This window comes from Streptomyces glomeratus, assembly GCF_021462825.1.
GTDB lineage: Bacteria > Actinomycetota > Actinomycetes > Streptomycetales > Streptomycetaceae > Streptomyces > Streptomyces glomeratus.
This window is the reverse complement of record NZ_JAKEEB010000001.1, coordinates 240,176-254,841: the sequence shown is the minus strand read 5'-3', so window position 1 is coordinate 254,841 and position 14,666 is coordinate 240,176. Positions and strand designations below refer to the sequence as shown.

General features: G+C 70.1%; 12 protein-coding genes, 1 tRNA gene and 1 pseudogene. 6 read left to right on the top strand and 8 right to left on the bottom strand.

From position 1 onward, the window contains the following. Positions 1–66: 66 nt before the first annotated feature. Positions 67–1,065, bottom strand: a complete 999-nt coding sequence (locus tag LZ604_RS01150) for a sigma-70 family RNA polymerase sigma factor (RefSeq protein ID WP_234511486.1) — start codon at positions 1,063–1,065, stop codon at positions 67–69. 170 nt (positions 1,066–1,235) lie between these two features. On the opposite strand from LZ604_RS01150, the gene LZ604_RS01145 reads away from it, so the two are divergent. Further along, a complete protein-coding gene (locus LZ604_RS01145) occupies positions 1,236–1,754 on the top strand; it encodes a GNAT family N-acetyltransferase (RefSeq protein ID WP_234511484.1) in 519 nt (172 codons plus the stop codon). Between the two features lie 26 nt (positions 1,755–1,780). Here the strand turns inward: LZ604_RS01145 and LZ604_RS01140 are convergent, their stop codons facing one another. Next, a complete protein-coding gene (locus LZ604_RS01140; RefSeq protein WP_234511895.1) occupies positions 1,781–2,548 on the bottom strand; it encodes a dioxygenase family protein in 768 nt (255 codons plus the stop codon). 141 nt (positions 2,549–2,689) lie between these two features. Between LZ604_RS01140 and LZ604_RS01135 the strand changes: the two genes are divergently transcribed. Beyond that, on the top strand, positions 2,690–3,193 hold the full coding sequence (locus LZ604_RS01135; protein WP_234511482.1) for a MarR family winged helix-turn-helix transcriptional regulator: 504 nt from the start codon (positions 2,690–2,692) through the stop codon (positions 3,191–3,193). Between the two features lie 156 nt (positions 3,194–3,349). On the opposite strand, the gene LZ604_RS01130 is transcribed toward LZ604_RS01135, so the two are convergent. After that, positions 3,350–4,891: an MFS transporter gene (locus LZ604_RS01130; RefSeq protein ID WP_234511480.1), complete on the bottom strand. Its 1,542-nt coding sequence runs from the start codon at positions 4,889–4,891 to the stop codon at positions 3,350–3,352. Positions 4,892–5,265: 374 nt separating this feature from the next. After that, a complete protein-coding gene (locus tag LZ604_RS01125; protein WP_234511477.1) occupies positions 5,266–5,910 on the bottom strand; it encodes a TetR/AcrR family transcriptional regulator in 645 nt (214 codons plus the stop codon). A gap of 486 nt (positions 5,911–6,396) precedes the next feature. Here LZ604_RS01125 and LZ604_RS01120 point away from each other — a divergent pair, with 486 nt between their 5' ends. After that, on the top strand, positions 6,397–7,671 hold the full coding sequence (locus tag LZ604_RS01120; protein WP_234511475.1) for a M6 family metalloprotease domain-containing protein: 1,275 nt from the start codon (positions 6,397–6,399) through the stop codon (positions 7,669–7,671). Positions 7,672–7,682: 11 nt separating this feature from the next. On the opposite strand, the gene LZ604_RS01115 is transcribed toward LZ604_RS01120, so the two are convergent. The 3 genes from LZ604_RS01115 to LZ604_RS01105 all read right to left on the bottom strand — a co-directional run bounded on the left by LZ604_RS01115 (position 7,683) and on the right by LZ604_RS01105 (position 10,790). Beyond that, complete coding sequence (locus LZ604_RS01115) at positions 7,683–8,315, bottom strand: ScbR family autoregulator-binding transcription factor (RefSeq protein WP_234511470.1); 633 nt, start codon at positions 8,313–8,315, stop codon at positions 7,683–7,685. A gap of 161 nt (positions 8,316–8,476) precedes the next feature. Continuing rightward, positions 8,477–9,709: a cytochrome P450 family protein gene (locus LZ604_RS01110; RefSeq protein WP_234511467.1), complete on the bottom strand. Its 1,233-nt coding sequence runs from the start codon at positions 9,707–9,709 to the stop codon at positions 8,477–8,479. Between the two features lie 394 nt (positions 9,710–10,103). Further along, complete coding sequence (locus LZ604_RS01105) at positions 10,104–10,790, bottom strand: ScbR family autoregulator-binding transcription factor (protein WP_234511465.1); 687 nt, start codon at positions 10,788–10,790, stop codon at positions 10,104–10,106. Positions 10,791–11,220: 430 nt separating this feature from the next. Between LZ604_RS01105 and LZ604_RS01100 the strand changes: the two genes are divergently transcribed. The 3 genes from LZ604_RS01100 (at position 11,221) to LZ604_RS01090 (ending at position 14,096) form a co-directional block, all read left to right on the top strand. Then, positions 11,221–13,032, top strand: coding sequence for an acyl-CoA dehydrogenase family protein (locus LZ604_RS01100; protein WP_234511893.1), 1,812 nt, complete (start codon positions 11,221–11,223; stop codon positions 13,030–13,032). A gap of 207 nt (positions 13,033–13,239) precedes the next feature. Beyond that, positions 13,240–13,827 carry a TetR/AcrR family transcriptional regulator gene (locus LZ604_RS01095; protein WP_234511462.1) on the top strand — a complete coding sequence of 196 codons (588 nt, stop codon included), beginning with the start codon at positions 13,240–13,242 and terminating at the stop codon, positions 13,825–13,827. A 193-nt stretch (positions 13,828–14,020) separates the two neighbouring features. After that, positions 14,021–14,096, top strand: a tRNA-Arg gene (locus LZ604_RS01090). Positions 14,097–14,162: 66 nt separating this feature from the next. On the opposite strand, the pseudogene LZ604_RS01085 reads toward LZ604_RS01090, so the two are convergent. Continuing rightward, positions 14,163–14,480, bottom strand: a pseudogene (locus tag LZ604_RS01085) (tyrosine-type recombinase/integrase); the annotation flags it as partial. Positions 14,481–14,666 lie beyond the last annotated feature (186 nt).

Here is a 14,666-nt window from a genome sequence, read left to right as displayed (position 1 = left end):
AACAGCGCCAAGTCGCGCCGGCCGGCGCGGCGGGGCCGGCGGCGCGCCCCGGCCCCGCGGATGCCGTTACGCCGCCGCGTCGAACCCGGTGTCCCGGGCCAGCTTCTTCAGCTCCAGGAGCGCGTGCTTCTCGATCTGCCGGATCCGCTCGCGCGTCAGGCCGTGCTCCTTGCCGACCTCGGTCAGGGTGCGCTCCCGGCCGTCATCGATGCCGTAGCGCATCTTGATGATCGACGCCGTGCGCTGGTCGAGCCGGCCGATGAGGTCGTCCAGTTCCTCGCTGCGCAGCAGTGTGAGCACCGACTGCTCCGGCGACACCGCGGAGGTGTCCTCGAGCAGGTCGCCGAACTGGGTCTCGCCCTCGTCGTCCACCGACATGTTCAGCGACACCGGGTCGCGGGCCCAGTCGAGGACGTCGCTGATGCGCTCCGCCGTCGAGTCCAGCTCGGCGGCGATCTCGGCGGGCTCGGGGTCCCGGCCGTGCTCGCGGTTGAACTCGCGCTGCACCCGGCGGATGCGGCCCAGCTCCTCGACCAGGTGCACGGGCAGCCGGATGGTCCGGGACTGGTCGGCGATCGACCGGGTGATGGCCTGGCGGATCCACCACGTCGCGTAGGTCGAGAACTTGAAGCCCTTGCGGTAGTCGAACTTCTCGACCGCGCGCACCAGGCCAGCGTTGCCCTCCTGGATCAGGTCGAGCAGCGGAAGGCCACTGCGCGGGTAGCGTCGCGCGACGGCCACGACGAGCCGCAGGTTCGACCGTATGAAGATGTCCTTGGCCCGCTCGCCTTCGGCGACCAGAGCCTCCAACTCCTCACGGGTGGCATCCGCCTTGGCCTCCTCCTCACCGTCGAGGATCTGCCGCGCGAACACACCGGCCTCGATGATCTGGGACAGCTCGACCTCCCTGGCGGCGTCGAGCAGAGGTGTACGCGCGATCTCGTCGAGATACATGCCGACCAGGTCGCGATCGGCGATCTCGCCGCCATGGGCGCGAACACTGTTTGCCGCGTCTACGGTCTCGCCTTCGGCGGCCTGGCGACGGGCGACGGCACGGGTTGCCATGCGTGCTCCCTTGCGATGGTGGGCTGGCGGATGGTCCTGTGGCGCTTACGACACCCTTCCGGGTGCCCTGCATCCGAAGGAAACAACGACTGCAATCCGGACAGAATTCCCAACCTGCCCGTCGATTTTTCTGATCATGCAGTACCCTGTGCCGCCACCGGGGAGGCAGGATGACGTCCGAACGTACAGAGGTGCAGGTCAGGCCGGGCAGGGCGAGCGACCTCTCGGCCCTCACGGACATCTACAACCACTACGTACGCGAGACGCCCATCACCTTCGATACCGCGATCTTCACGCCGGAAGAGCGACGTCCTTGGCTGCTCTCCCACCCTGAAGACGGGCCCCATCGGCTGATGGTTGCCGTGGACCCGGACTCACAGGAGGTTCTGGGGTACGCCACATCCAGCGGTTTCCGCGCCAAGCCCGCCTATGCGACCTCGGTGGAGGTGACGGTCTACCTCGCCCCGCACGCCACGGCCCGGGGCGTGGGCACGCGTCTGTACAAGGCCCTGTTCGAGGCGCTCGCGGGCGAGGACCTCCACCGCGCCTACGCGGGCATCGCCCAGCCCAACGAAGCCTCCGTGCGCCTGCACGAACGCTTCGGTTTCCGGCACGTGGGCACTTACCGGCAGGTGGGCCGGAAGTTCGGCCGGTACTGGGACGTGGCCTGGTACGAGAAGGAGCTGTGACCGCCCGGGAATGACCGCGCGGCAGCTCAGCCGAACTGGACCGACCTCTTCGCCAGCCCCATCCAGAACCCGTCGATCACCGGCCTGTGCGTGTCCAGCTCCCCCATGGCGTCCGCCGCGCCCAGCGTCACGAAGAGCGGGGCGAAGTGTTCCGTGCGGGGATGGGCGAGCCGGCCCGCCGGGGATGTGCGGGTGAAGTCGAGCAGCGCGTCGATGTCACCGGCCTCCAGCGCCCGGTGGCCCCAGTCGTCGAACTCCGCCGACCACGCGGGCACCCCCCCGCCCGGGTGACGCAGGGCTGCCAGATTGTGGGTGAAGAAGCCGGAGCCGATGATCAGGACGCCCTCGTCGCGCAGCACGGCCAGCTTGCGTCCGATCTCCAGGAGCCTCACCGGGTCGAGGGTGGGCAGGGAGACCTGCAGGACGGGGATGCCGGCCTCGGGGAACATCTCGACCAGCGGCACATACGCGCCGTGGTCCAGGCCGCGGTCCGGGATGTCCTGGACCGGCATGCCGGGGGCGCGCAGCAGTTTCCGTACGGAATCGGCGAGCTGCGGGGCGCCCGGGGCGGCATAGGTCACCCGGTAGTAGTGCTCCGGGAAGCCCCAGAAGTCGTAGACCAGCGGAACCGTCTCCACCGCGCCGAGGGCGAGCGGGGCCTCTTCCCAGTGGGCGGAGACCATGAGGATCGCCCGGGGGCGGGGCAGACCGGCGGACCAGGCGGCGAGCTGCCCGGGCCAGACCGGGTCGTCGGCCAACGGGGGCGCACCATGGCTCAGATAGAGGGCGGGCATGCGTTCGGGCACGGGGCGCTCCTCGGTGACGGCGGACATGGCAGTGGCTCCCTCCGGCCCGTTTACTTGAAACATCAAGCTCTATCGAGAGCGTAGCGCCGACTTGTTTAAGTTTCAAGAAGAGGCCGTAGAGTGGAGCGCATGAGGACGGCACGCCCTGAGGACACACGCTGGCTCACCGACCAGGAGCAGCGCACTTGGCGTGCCTACATGCACGCCGTCACCCTTCTCGAGGACCACCTCGACCGTCAGCTTCAGCGCGACGCGGGCATGCCGCACATGTACTACGGACTGCTCGTCCAGCTCGCCGAGGCACCGCGCAGACGGCTGCGGATGACCGAGCTGGCGATAGGCGCCAAGATCACCCGTTCCCGGCTCTCGCATGCCGTCGCCCGTCTCGAGAAGAACGGCTGGGTGCGCCGCGAGAACTGCGCTGCCGACAAGCGCGGCCAGGTCGCGGTCCTCACGGACGAGGGCTACGAGGTGCTGGCCCGCACCGCGCCCGGTCATGTGGCGGCCGTGCGCCAGGCGATGTTCGACCGGCTCACCCCGGAGCAGCAGAAGTCCCTCGGCGAGATCATGTCGGTGATCGCGGAGGGACTCCAGCCCAAGGATGGCGGGGCGGACCTGCCCTGGCTCCGCTGAGCCCGGACGGACGACGGCCCCCACCGGGCCTCGCCCGCACGCACCCCGCCCGACATCGCCCGCACGCGCCCTCGCACACGGCCGCCCCGGCTCCGCCCTCGAGGGCGGAGCCGGGGCGGACCCGGTGTCCGGTGGGAGGCCCCACCGTCCGTGCGGTCAGTGGGCGACCACCGGGACGTGCACCTCGTCCTCGACTCCCTCGCCCGTGCCACCGGCGGAGACCTGCGCGACGTCCGGGCGTCCGGCGTTGACGAAGGTCAGGGCGACCACCGCGGCGAACGCGAGGATGCCCACGGCGAACCAGATGGCGTTCGCGTAGCCGTGCACCATGCCCTGGAGCTGGACCAGCTGCTGCTGGGGCTTGGAGGCAGCCGTCGCGATGTGGTCCTTGATGTAGGACGTGGTCGCCGAGGCCGCGATCGTGTTCAGCAGGGCCGTGCCGATCGCGCCGCCCACCTGCTGCGAGGTGTTCACCATCGCGGAGGCGACACCCGCGTCCCGCGGCTGCACGCCGAACGTGGCCAGGGACATGGCCGGCATGAACGCCGTACCCATGCCGAGGCCGAGCAGCACCAGGGCCGGCAGCACGAGGGCCGCATAGGAGGAACCGATCTCCAGCTGCGCCAGCAGCAACATACCGGCGGCGGCCACGAGGAATCCGGGGCCCATCAGCAGACGCGCGGGGACGCGGGTCATCAGACGGGTGCCGATCTGGGTCGAGCCGGTGATCATGCCGGCCACCATCGGCAGGAAGGCGAAGCCGGTCTTGACCGGCGAGTAGCCCTTCACGACCTGCAGGTAGTAGGTCAGGAAGAGGAACGTGCCGAACATCGCGATGACCGCGAGGCCGAGGGAGAGGTAGACACCGCCACGGTTGCGGTCGGTGACCACGCGCAGCGGCAGCAGCGGGGCCTTGACCCGGGACTCGGTGACCACGAAGGCCAGGAGCAGGACCGCCGCCGCGACGAACAGGCCGACCGTCAGGGAGTCGCCCCAGCCGTCGGACTCGGCGCGCGTGAAGCCGTAGACGAGGGAGACGAGGCCGAGGGTGGAGAGGATGACGCCCGGAATGTCGAGCGGCGAGCGGTTGCGGCCGCCCTCCGGCTCCCGGATGACGAAGTAGGCGCCGGCTGCCGCGACCACGGCGAACGGGATGTTGACGAAGAACGTCCAGCGCCAGTCCAGGTACTCGGTGAGGAAGCCACCGAGGATCAGACCCACGGCGCCGCCGCCACCGGCGATCGCGCCGTAGATGCCGAACGCCTTGGCACGCTCCTTGGCGTCCGTGAACATCACCGCGAGCAGGGACAGCGCGGCCGGGGCGAGGAGGGCACCGAAGACGCCCTGGAGGGCGCGGGCACCGAACATCATCGCGCCGGACTGCGCCGCGCCGCCGAGCGCGGAGGCGGCGGCGAAGCCGGTCAGGCCGATGACGAAGGCCCGCTTGCGGCCCCACAGGTCGGCGATCCGGCCGCCGAAGAGCAGCAGGCCGCCGAAGGCGAGGGCGTACGCGGTGACGACCCACTGGCGGTTTCCGTCGGATATCCCGAGGTCTCGCTGGGCGGACGGGAGAGCGATGTTCACGATGGTGGCGTCGAGGACGACCATCAGCTGGGCGAGCGCGATGAAGACGAGCGCCCGCCAGCGTCGGGCGTCGGGAGCGGAAGCGGCGGGGGCGCTTCGGGCGGTTGCAGACATGGAGGTACCCACTTCGGGACTTCGTGACGGAAAGATCGGGAAGGCCTGGCCGATCGGAAAGGTCAGACGGATCGGTCAGACGAATCGGTCAGACGAATCGGAAAGGCCGGACAGTGAGGCGGAAAGGGGCGTGGAAGGAGGCGCGGAACATCGCGGAAGGGCAGGACAGGGCAAGGCTGGGCAGGGCTACGGCTCGTCGGAGTGACGGCCGGGACGTCTGTCGTCGTCACGTCTGCGGGCGGTACGTGAGGTCCGTGCCCGCCGCAGAACGTCGTCCGTCGGTACAGACGGGTGAGGCTCGCGAAACTAATCGGTACGGGTCGCTGTCGGTCGCTGCTGATCGGCAGTGATCACTGCCAGTCGCCACAGGTCTCTCAGGATCGGCGCAGGTCCTCCATGGTCACGGCCGTACCCGGCAGCTCGGAGCGGGCCGGGGCCCGCAGTCCGTCCAGGAACAGCTGGAGATGACGGTGCATGAAGCGGTCGGCGCTGAAGCACGCCGTACCGGCCGGCGGCCTGCTGAGCTGGGCGACGGCGATCGTCAGATCACCGACGCCCACGTCGGGACGGAGCTGCCCGGCGGCCTTGGCGCGGTCCATGATCTTCTCGATGAGCCGTTCGATCCGTTCGCCTGCGGCTTGCAGATCGGGGTGGCTCTCGTCGAACGTGCTGGAGACCATCGGGCACAGCGCGCTGATCCGCTCGTCGGCGGCGGCGTGCGCGAAGCGCTCCAGCGCCTCGAAGGCGTCGGCGCACTCGGCGAGCGCCCGCTCGGCTTCCTCGGCCGTGCGGTCGAGGACCCAGCAGACGACCTCGGTGACGAGCGTGTCGCGGTCGGGGAAGTTGCGGTACACCGTGGCATTGCCGACGCCCGCCCGGCGGGCGATCTCGTCGAACGGCACGTCGGGGCCGAACTCGACGAACATCTCCCGGGCGGCGGTGACGATCCGCTCCCGGTTGCGCAGGGCGTCGGCGCGCGGCCTGGACGCTCGGCGCTGTGCGGGGGTTGCGGTCTGCACGGCGTACTCCTAGGCGAGTGGGACACGATCCGGGGACTTGTTCCCCGTTTCGCTCGGACACCGGTCTAAACGGGGAATCGGTCCCCGGTTATTTCCCCGCATCGCAATCAATTCCTGTGACCTGCGTCACTCACCGGGCTCGGTCGGTCGGCATCCCTCCCCTGCACCCGATACCTGCCCCGAACCATGCGCGCCCGGCCCCGCCCCGAGCCACGCACACCCGACACCAAGCTCCGGACCGTACGCACCCGGCACCCAGCTCCGGACCGTACGCACCCGATCCCCGCCCCGAGCCGCACGCACCCAACCCCCGCCCCGAGCCGCACGCACCCGTTTCACGCCTCCCCTCGCCCGCCTTCACCCCCTCCGCGCCCGAGAACCCCTCGTTCGGCCTCCTCCAGCGCGCGCCCACGGTGCGCGCGCCACAGGGTGATCGCAAGGGTGCAGTCGGAGACCGGCGGCTGCCGTGGAGCGGAGGGCCACCGCATGCAGCTGTCCCGTCGCCGGGTACACCCTCGCCGCGCCGCCTCCCTCGCCTCGGTCACCGCTCTGACTCTGGCGATCTCCACCTCGGCCGGCACCGGGCAGCTGACGGCCGACTCCGCGGCGCCCGGCTCGGTCGCCCCGGTCCGGTCCTCGGCACTGCGCCCTTGCATGATCCACGGCCATCCGAACATCCAGATGCCCGAAGGCATCCCGACCCCCTCCGGCTACGCCCGCTCCACCGGCACCGTGCACGCCCTGACCGTGATGGTCGACTTCTCCGACGCCCCCGGCCAGGGCAGCGCGCTGAGCCGGTTCGCGGAGTTCTTCCCGCAGACCCGGCAGTGGTTCGCCACCGGCTCGTACGGCCGCCTCGACTACCGCCCGGAGGCGCCCATACGCCACTGGCTGCGGATGCCCAAACCGTTCAAGGCGTACGGGATAGAGCGCGGCGCCCCTTTCGACCCCGGCTACCGCCAACTCGTCCAGGACATCGTCGCCGCCATCGATCCCAAGGTGGACTTCCGCCGCTACGACCTGCTGAACGTGCTGGCCACCCCGAACGCCGGCCCCTCCGCCCTGGACACCGTCCTGTCCGTGACCTTCGCGGGCAACACCGACGCGCCCCTCGCCGACGGCGTCCCCGTCGCCAACGCGTCCTTCATCTACAGCCGCCAGGACGACGGCTCGGGCTCCTACGCCGTGACCGGCTACCGGGTCATGCCCCATGAGAACAGCCACACCTTCGGCCTGCCCGACCTCTACACCCAGGAGGGCGGCACCGCAGTCGGGCACTGGGACATCATGAGCGAGGACTGGGGCGCCGACAACGACCTGCTCGGCTGGCACAAGTGGAAGCTCGGCTGGCTCGGCGACGCCCAGGTCGCCTGCGTCACCGGGCACGGCACGGCCGCGTACACGCTGACCCCGCTGGCCCGGACCGGCGGACGCAAGCTGGTCTTCGTACCGCTCAGCTCCCGGGCCGGATACGCCGTCGAACTGCGCACCCGCGAGGGCAACGACGCGGCGGTGTGCCGGCCCGGCATCCTCGTCTACCGCGTCGACGCGGACGTCGACACCGGCGACGGGCCCATCACGGTCTACGACTCACAGCCCGGCAGCGGGGGCTGCACCCGCAGCCCCAATGTGCAGGCCGAGCTGTCCGACGCGACGTTCCTCCCCGGGCAGTCCTTCAAGGACACGAAAGCGGGGATCGTCATCAGCGTGGTGGGAAAGGACCGGTCGGGCAACTTCCGGGTGCACGTCACACGACGGTGAGGCACGGAGGATCAGCTCGCCTCCGCCCGCCTTCCCGCAGCCACCACTCCCCGAAGCGCCGGCGCCGAGGCTATGCGAGGAAGGAGCAGCGACCAGAAGCGGGTGAGGGTGGTGTGCGACAGCCAGCGCACGTCGTACTCCCCGAGTGCCGCGAAGCCGACCGTCGCACCGACCACCGTCGCCACCAGATCCCGCGGCGCCACGTCGGAGAGCAGCCCCTCGTGCGCGGCGCGCACCACGGCGTCCTCCACCCAGGCGTGCCACCGCTCGTGCAGATCTCCGCCCCGGCCCGCGTCCCGCGCCCCGTCGCCGAGGTCGAAACCGGCGCGCAGCACGACGTCGTGGCGCAGACCCTGCAACAGGGCGTGGCTCGTGTCGACGAGCGACTGGAGTGAGCCGCCGTACTGCGGCGGCGGCCGCTCGGCGGAGGTGATCCGCCCGAACCGCCGGGCCGCCGCATCCCGTACCGCCGCGGAGAGTGCGGCCTTGCTGGGGAAGTGGAAGTGCAGCGCGCCGTTGCTGACTCCCGCGCGGGAGCTGATCATCGACAGCGAGACCGCCTCGAAGCCGTCCTTGGTGAAGAGTTCGGCGGCGGACTGGATCAAGGCGTTGCGCGTTCGTACCGCACGTTCCTGCTTGGCCATCACACGCTCCGTTGGGCTGGATCAGGAGCATAACAAACCGCATGCGCGGTTTTCAATTGCATGAGCAACTGTCCCATAGGTATTGCCGCGAGACACCCGGAAGGGCGGAATCCCGCCGCCCGAAAGCGGCGGATCTCGCCCGAACCGGCTCCGAAAACAGATCAGTTCGGTCGCAGTACGACCGGAAGCGACCCATACCCGTTGACGATGAAGGACTCCACCGGCTCCACCTCCTCCATCGGAATTACAGACTCCAGATCTGGGAAGCGGCCGAAGAGCGCCGACAGCGCGGTGGTCGCCTCGAGCCGGGCCAACGGGGCGCCCACACAACGGTGTACGCCGTACCCGAAGCCCAGGTCGTCCCGCCGGCCGGTCCTGAGCACATCGAAGACTCCGACATCGTCCCCGTACGCCTCGGGATCCGAGGCCGCACCGGCGAAGGAGACCAGGATCGCGTCGCCCTTCGCGATCCGTACGCCGTCCAGGTCGATGTCCTCCACGGCGAACCGCATCGGCGAGTACGCGGCGGGGCTGTGCGTGCGCAGCGTCTCACCGACCACGTCGGCCCAGCCGGCGCGGCCCTCCCGCACATGCGCGCGCTGTTCGGGCTGCGCGCACAGCGCGCCGACCGCATTGGTGATGAGGGTGCAGGTGGTCTCCTGACCGGCGGCGATCATCAGATAGAGGGTGCCGAGGAGTTCCTCCTCGGTCAGCCGGCCGTCGGCGCCGTCCCGGGCCTCGATGAGAGCGGTCGTCAGATCGTCTCCGGGCGCGGCCCGCTTCTCGGCGACCAGTGCGGCCAGCATCCCGAAGACCCTCACCTGCGCCGCGGCCATCTCGTTGCCGGGCACGGCCGTACCGAACACCAAGTCCAGGTCGGTGCAGAGGGGTTCACGGTCCTCCTCGGCGACACCGAACAACTCGCAGATCACCCGCATGGGCAGCGGCTTGGCGAAACGCGCCCGCAGATCGACCGGTTCACCCGCCGGAAGCGCGGCCAGTTCGTCCAGGAGCGCCTCGGTGATCTCCTGGACGCGGGGCCGCAGGGCCTCCGTGCGACGCGCGGTGAAGGCGGCGGCGACCAGCCGGCGCAGCCGCGCATGCCGGTCCCCGTAGGCGAACAGCATGTTCTCGTTCGCCACCCACGGGTAGAGAGGCCAGTCCTCGCGGATGCGGCCGGCGACGAAGGCGGGCCAGTGCCTCCGGGCGTCCTTGGACACCCGCGGGTCCATGAGGAGTTGCTTGACGTACGTCTGCCGTACGACGGCCCAGGCGCGCACCCCGCCGGGCAGTTCCACCTCGACTGCGGGCCCCCGCGCCCGCAACATGGCGGTCTCGCCAGCCAGGTCACGCCCTGTCACATCCAGGGCGTACGGGCATGCGGTCGTGTTCATCGTGCTCTCCGCTCGGTCGGTCGGTCCGTTCGGGATTCGGCGTGGCACGCCGCCCTGCGCACCACGGTGGTACTCACGCACCATGAACGGGGAGACACGCCCGCCCTCCCCGCACGAGAGCCGGCGGCTTTCGCCCGGCTCCCCCCGTCACCTCCCCCGGCGCCCGGCGCCCTACCCCCGGCTCCGGCTCCGTCTCCCCCTGCGCGCCGTTCGTCGGCCGGCGGGCTCACCGGCGCCCCCGGCCGGGCACTCGTCACCACACGCCACCCGTCTCGCGAACCGTGGCCACAACACACCCCCCGCGCCCGTGAACCCGTGGTTGCGACCCACCCGCCACGCCCGCGAACCCGCGGCCGCGGCACACCCGTCGCCTCGAGCCGCGCTCGCCGTCACGTCACCCCTCCGCGCCCACCGCCTCCGAGTGACGCTGTCTCATGGCGGCTTCGTACACCTTCGGCCCCCGGTCGGGGGAGAAGTCCAGGCGGACCAGCACCCCCGGCACGGCGACCGAGGGCATCAGATGCCGGTAGAGGTCGGCGACCCGCTCGGCCAGATCCACCCGTTCGGTCATGATCCGCGAAAGGACCTGGACGCCCGTGAAGGCGCCGACGAACAGCTTGGCGAGTGCTTCGACATCGGCGTGCGGGAGTATCTCGCCCCGCTGCTTGGCCTCTTCGAAGAGGGACCGCGTGTGCTCGGTCCACGCCTGCATCGGCACCCGCCGGTTGAGGTGGTCCTTGGGCGACCCCTGGTCCACGGTCAGCCGCACACTGCCCTGGACGATCGGGTCACCGGTGTCCTTCCGGAGCAGATAGGCCAGCAGCAATGCCTCGTCCAACGACTCCTGAAGCTTCAGATCCTGCTCCGGGACGCGCGGGAGGGAGGAGACCTGCGCGGCCAGGACCGCCTGGGCCAGCTCCTCCTTCGAGGTGAAGTGGAAGTAGAGGGCACCCTTGGTCACACCGGACCTGTGCAGCACGTCGGAGATCGTCGCCGCTTCGTACCCGACCTCGTCGAACACCTCGGCCGCGGCGAGCAGGATCGCCTGCCGCGTCCGGATGGCCCGCTCCTGCCGTGCCACAAGCACCCTCCGCACCAGCCCGCGCCGCGGGGAAGAGACCAGACGGCCTCTGTCGACGCCTCTGGACAATAAAACCAGCCATACGGTTTTTCAACCCTGAAGCGTCGGACCGCCAATTGCCCCTATCCCGCCCCAAAGCCCTGCGGAAGTGCCGTAGGTCGGCCGGTGCCGTGCGAGAAGGCCCTTGAAATAAAAACCGGATGGTACGTATCTTCGCTCACTGTGCTTCACACCTGACCGAACCCACCCAGGGGGAAGCTCGATGACCATCACGTCGTCCGAGGCCTTAACTACGGGGACAGCCGTACACCCGGCGCCGGCCGAAGAACCGGCGACACACGAACACCCGGTGATACCTCAGCGCCCGGCCATGCTCGACCGCCCAACGCCATTCCATCACCCGGTGACCGCTGAAGCCCCGGCCGGGTCCATGGCCTCGGCCCCCTTCGAGCACCCGGTCGCCGACGATCTCGCGCGCCTCCTGTTCGAGGGCCCGCACCGCGAGCGGCGGCACGGCGTCTGGCGCAGGACGGTCTCCGGCCGCGCGTTCTCGTATCGGCCCGGACTGCCCCCGGCCGAGCGGGCCGCCCTCTCATACGACCGTCTGCGCCTCCTCAACGACGTCCTCGCGGATCCCGAGCGGTTCGTGGCCGACCCGCACCGGCTGGCTGCCCTGCACGAGTGGATCGGACTGGTGGACGGAGGGCTGACCACCCTCGCGAGCATCCACTACAACCTGTTCCTCGGCAGCCTCGTCGACCACGACCACGGGGGCCGCGACCTGTCCGCCTTCACCGCACTGGACCGCACAGGAACGTTTCTGTGCACCGAGCTGGAGCACGGCAACGACGTGGCCTCGATGGAGACCGTCGCGGTCCTCGACCGCCGAAGCGGCGGCTTCCGCCTCCACACCCCGACGCCGGGCGCACAGAAGTTCATGCCCAACACCAGCCTCACCGGAGGCCCCAAGACCGCGGTCGTCGCCGCCCGGCTCCTCGTCGACGACGAGGACCAGGGCGTCTTTCTGTTCCTCACCCCGCTCAGCGACGAGACCGGATATCTGCCCGGAGTCACGGTCCGCCGGCTGCCGGACCGCACCGGCACCCCCGTCGACCACTGCCTCACCTCCTTCGACCATCTGTGGCTGCCCCGCGAGGCACTCCTGGAGGCAGACCACGGCCGCCTGAACCACGACGGCACGCTCACCAGCAACCTCGGCAACAAGCGCAAGCGGCTCCTGCGCTCCATCAACCGCGTCACCATGGGCAAGCTCTGCATGAGCGCCGGCACCCTCGGCATGGCCCGTGCCGCGCTCACCATCGCGGTCCGCTACTCCCACAGCCGTCTCATCGCCGGGCCCCGTGCCGGTGAGCGCATCCCGCTCGCCGCCCACCGCAGCCACCACAGCCGGCTGCTCGACGGGCTGGCGACGGCGTACGCGATGACGTTCCTGCACCGCACGGTGGTCGGCCGGTTCGCCGCGCGGACCGAGGAGGACCGCGAGGAGGTCGAGCGGCTCGCGGCCATCGCCAAGGGCTGGATCACCTGGGAGGCACGGGGAATCGCCACCGAGTGCCGCGAACGCTGTGGCGCGCAGGGCCTGTTTCCCGCCAACGGCATCTCGGACCTCCCCGCGAACATCGAGGGCGGCATCACCGCCGAGGGCGACAACCTGGTGATCTGGGTGAAGGCCGCCTCCGAGATGGTGTTCGGGCACGAGTCCGCGAAGCCGGAGACGTCGCCGTCCGGAGACCTGACGGACCTGCCCTTCCTACGGGGACTGCTCGCCCGGGTCGAGGCCATCTGGCAGGCCCGGGCCCGCACCGCCCTGCGCGAGGGCCCGTCCGGCGATCCGGTCGGCCGCTGGAACGGCACCTCCGGTGCCGCCCTGGAAATGGTCTCCGCACACGCCTGCCTCCAGGCCGCGGACGCCTTCGCCGCGGCGGCCGACCGGGCGGCGGACCCGAGGTCGGCCGCACTGCTGCGCTCCCTGTGCCGCCTGTTCGTGCTCCGCCGGCTACGCGAGCACACCGGTGATCTGCTCGCCGAGGGCCATCTCACCCCGGACCAGGTCCGCGCCCTCCCGAAGACCCTGGACACGGTCGTCGCCGACCTCGCGCCGCACATGATGACCTTGGTCGACGCGTTCGACTTCCCGGCGGAACTGCTGTCCGCGATCCCGATCGCGAGCGGGGGAACGATCGTACGAACCATTCCGGACCAGCTGCCGGCACCGCACTGAGACCGACAGCCGACGACCCATCCCCTTGAAAGAGACCCGTCCCACCGTGGGACGCCCACGGACGGACGACGGACCACGGACGGACGTCCCACGAACGGGCTCTTCCCCTCACCCCGAGAAGCAGAAGTGGTGAGAGAATGCCACCATCTCCCATTTGGTACTAAATCCCTCTTTTACAACAACCGGCTCTTGAGAAAAGTGCACGACATGACGACCCGCCCCGGGCTCCGGGAGAGGAAAAAGGCCAAGACCCGCCGTCTGCTGCGACAGGAGGCACTCCGCCTCTTCGCCGAACAGGGGTACGACCACACGACCGTCGAGCAGATCTGCGACGCGGCCGAGGTCTCGCCGAGCACGTTCTTCCGCTACTTCCCCACCAAGGAGGACGTGGTCCTCGGCGACGACCACGACCCGCCCCCACCGCCGCCGGCCACAAGGCGGGACCCTTGGGAACCGCCCACCGACGTCGTGCGCGCAACACTCTTCGATCTGCTCGAACAGCGCATCGGCCAGGACCGGGACACCATGCTGGCCCGCCTCAGGCTGGTCTCGCGGGTGCAGCCCCTGCGGGCGCGTATGTGGCAACAGCAGGAGGCCGGGGTCGCCCGCACGGCGACCCTGCTCGCCGAACGCGCCGGCAGGGACGCGAACGCCTACGACGTCCGCGTCACCGCGGCCGCCCTGACCGCGGTGACCACAGAGACGCTCATGTACTGGGCTGACCACAACGGCGAGCCGGACCTCACGGACCTGTTCACCCGCGCCCTGACCCACCTGGGCGGACTCACCCTGTGACGCATCCCCCACCGGCGCCCGCCCCCCCGGAGGCCCCGCGAAACAATTGATCAACACAAGACCCCGGCCTCGGCCCCACCGCCCCGCCCCGATCCGCTAACCTGTTGGAACCGCCTCCAGAGGCGGCCACAACCTTGCAGAAGCGAGGACGAGTGCTCACGCAGAGCATTCACCACGCCTTCCGCCGGGCCCCGCCTTCGTAGCTCAGGGGATAGAGCACCGCTCTCCTAAAGCGGGTGTCGCAGGTTCGAATCCTGCCGGGGGCACCAGCCAAAAGGCCCCGGACCGATCTTGGTCCGGGGCCTTTGACGGCACCAATTGACGGCAGTCGTCTCTCAGGCGTCTGGCAGACGGCGCTTGAGCAGCCGGTCCATATGGCTGATCGCTTCCCGCTGGGTGTCGTGCACGACGTGCGTGTACACGTCCATCGTGATGCTGATCTGGGAGTGCCCGAGGATCTCCATGATGACCCGCGGCGCAACGCCGGCGGCCGTCAGCAGCGTGGCGCAGCCGTGCCGCGCGTCGTGCAGCCGGACCACCCTCAGACCAGCATCCGCCGCGACCCTCGTGAAGGACCGGTAGACGTTCCGCGGCTCGATCGGCCGACCGTTCCGCGTGGCGAAGACATAGCCGGTCTCGGACCAGGCGACGCCTGTGCCCGGTAGGTCGGATCAAGACCCGAGGGCCACGCCAAGCGCGGCGGCGCTGGCCGGTCGCCGCCGCGCCGCCTCATCTGTCTTCGCCACCGGCCGCACGTCGCCGCCCGTCCGTCGCCGCACGCAGCGGCCACATTCCAACACGGGCACGGGGACGAACGGTGATCCCCAACGGTGCAGGTC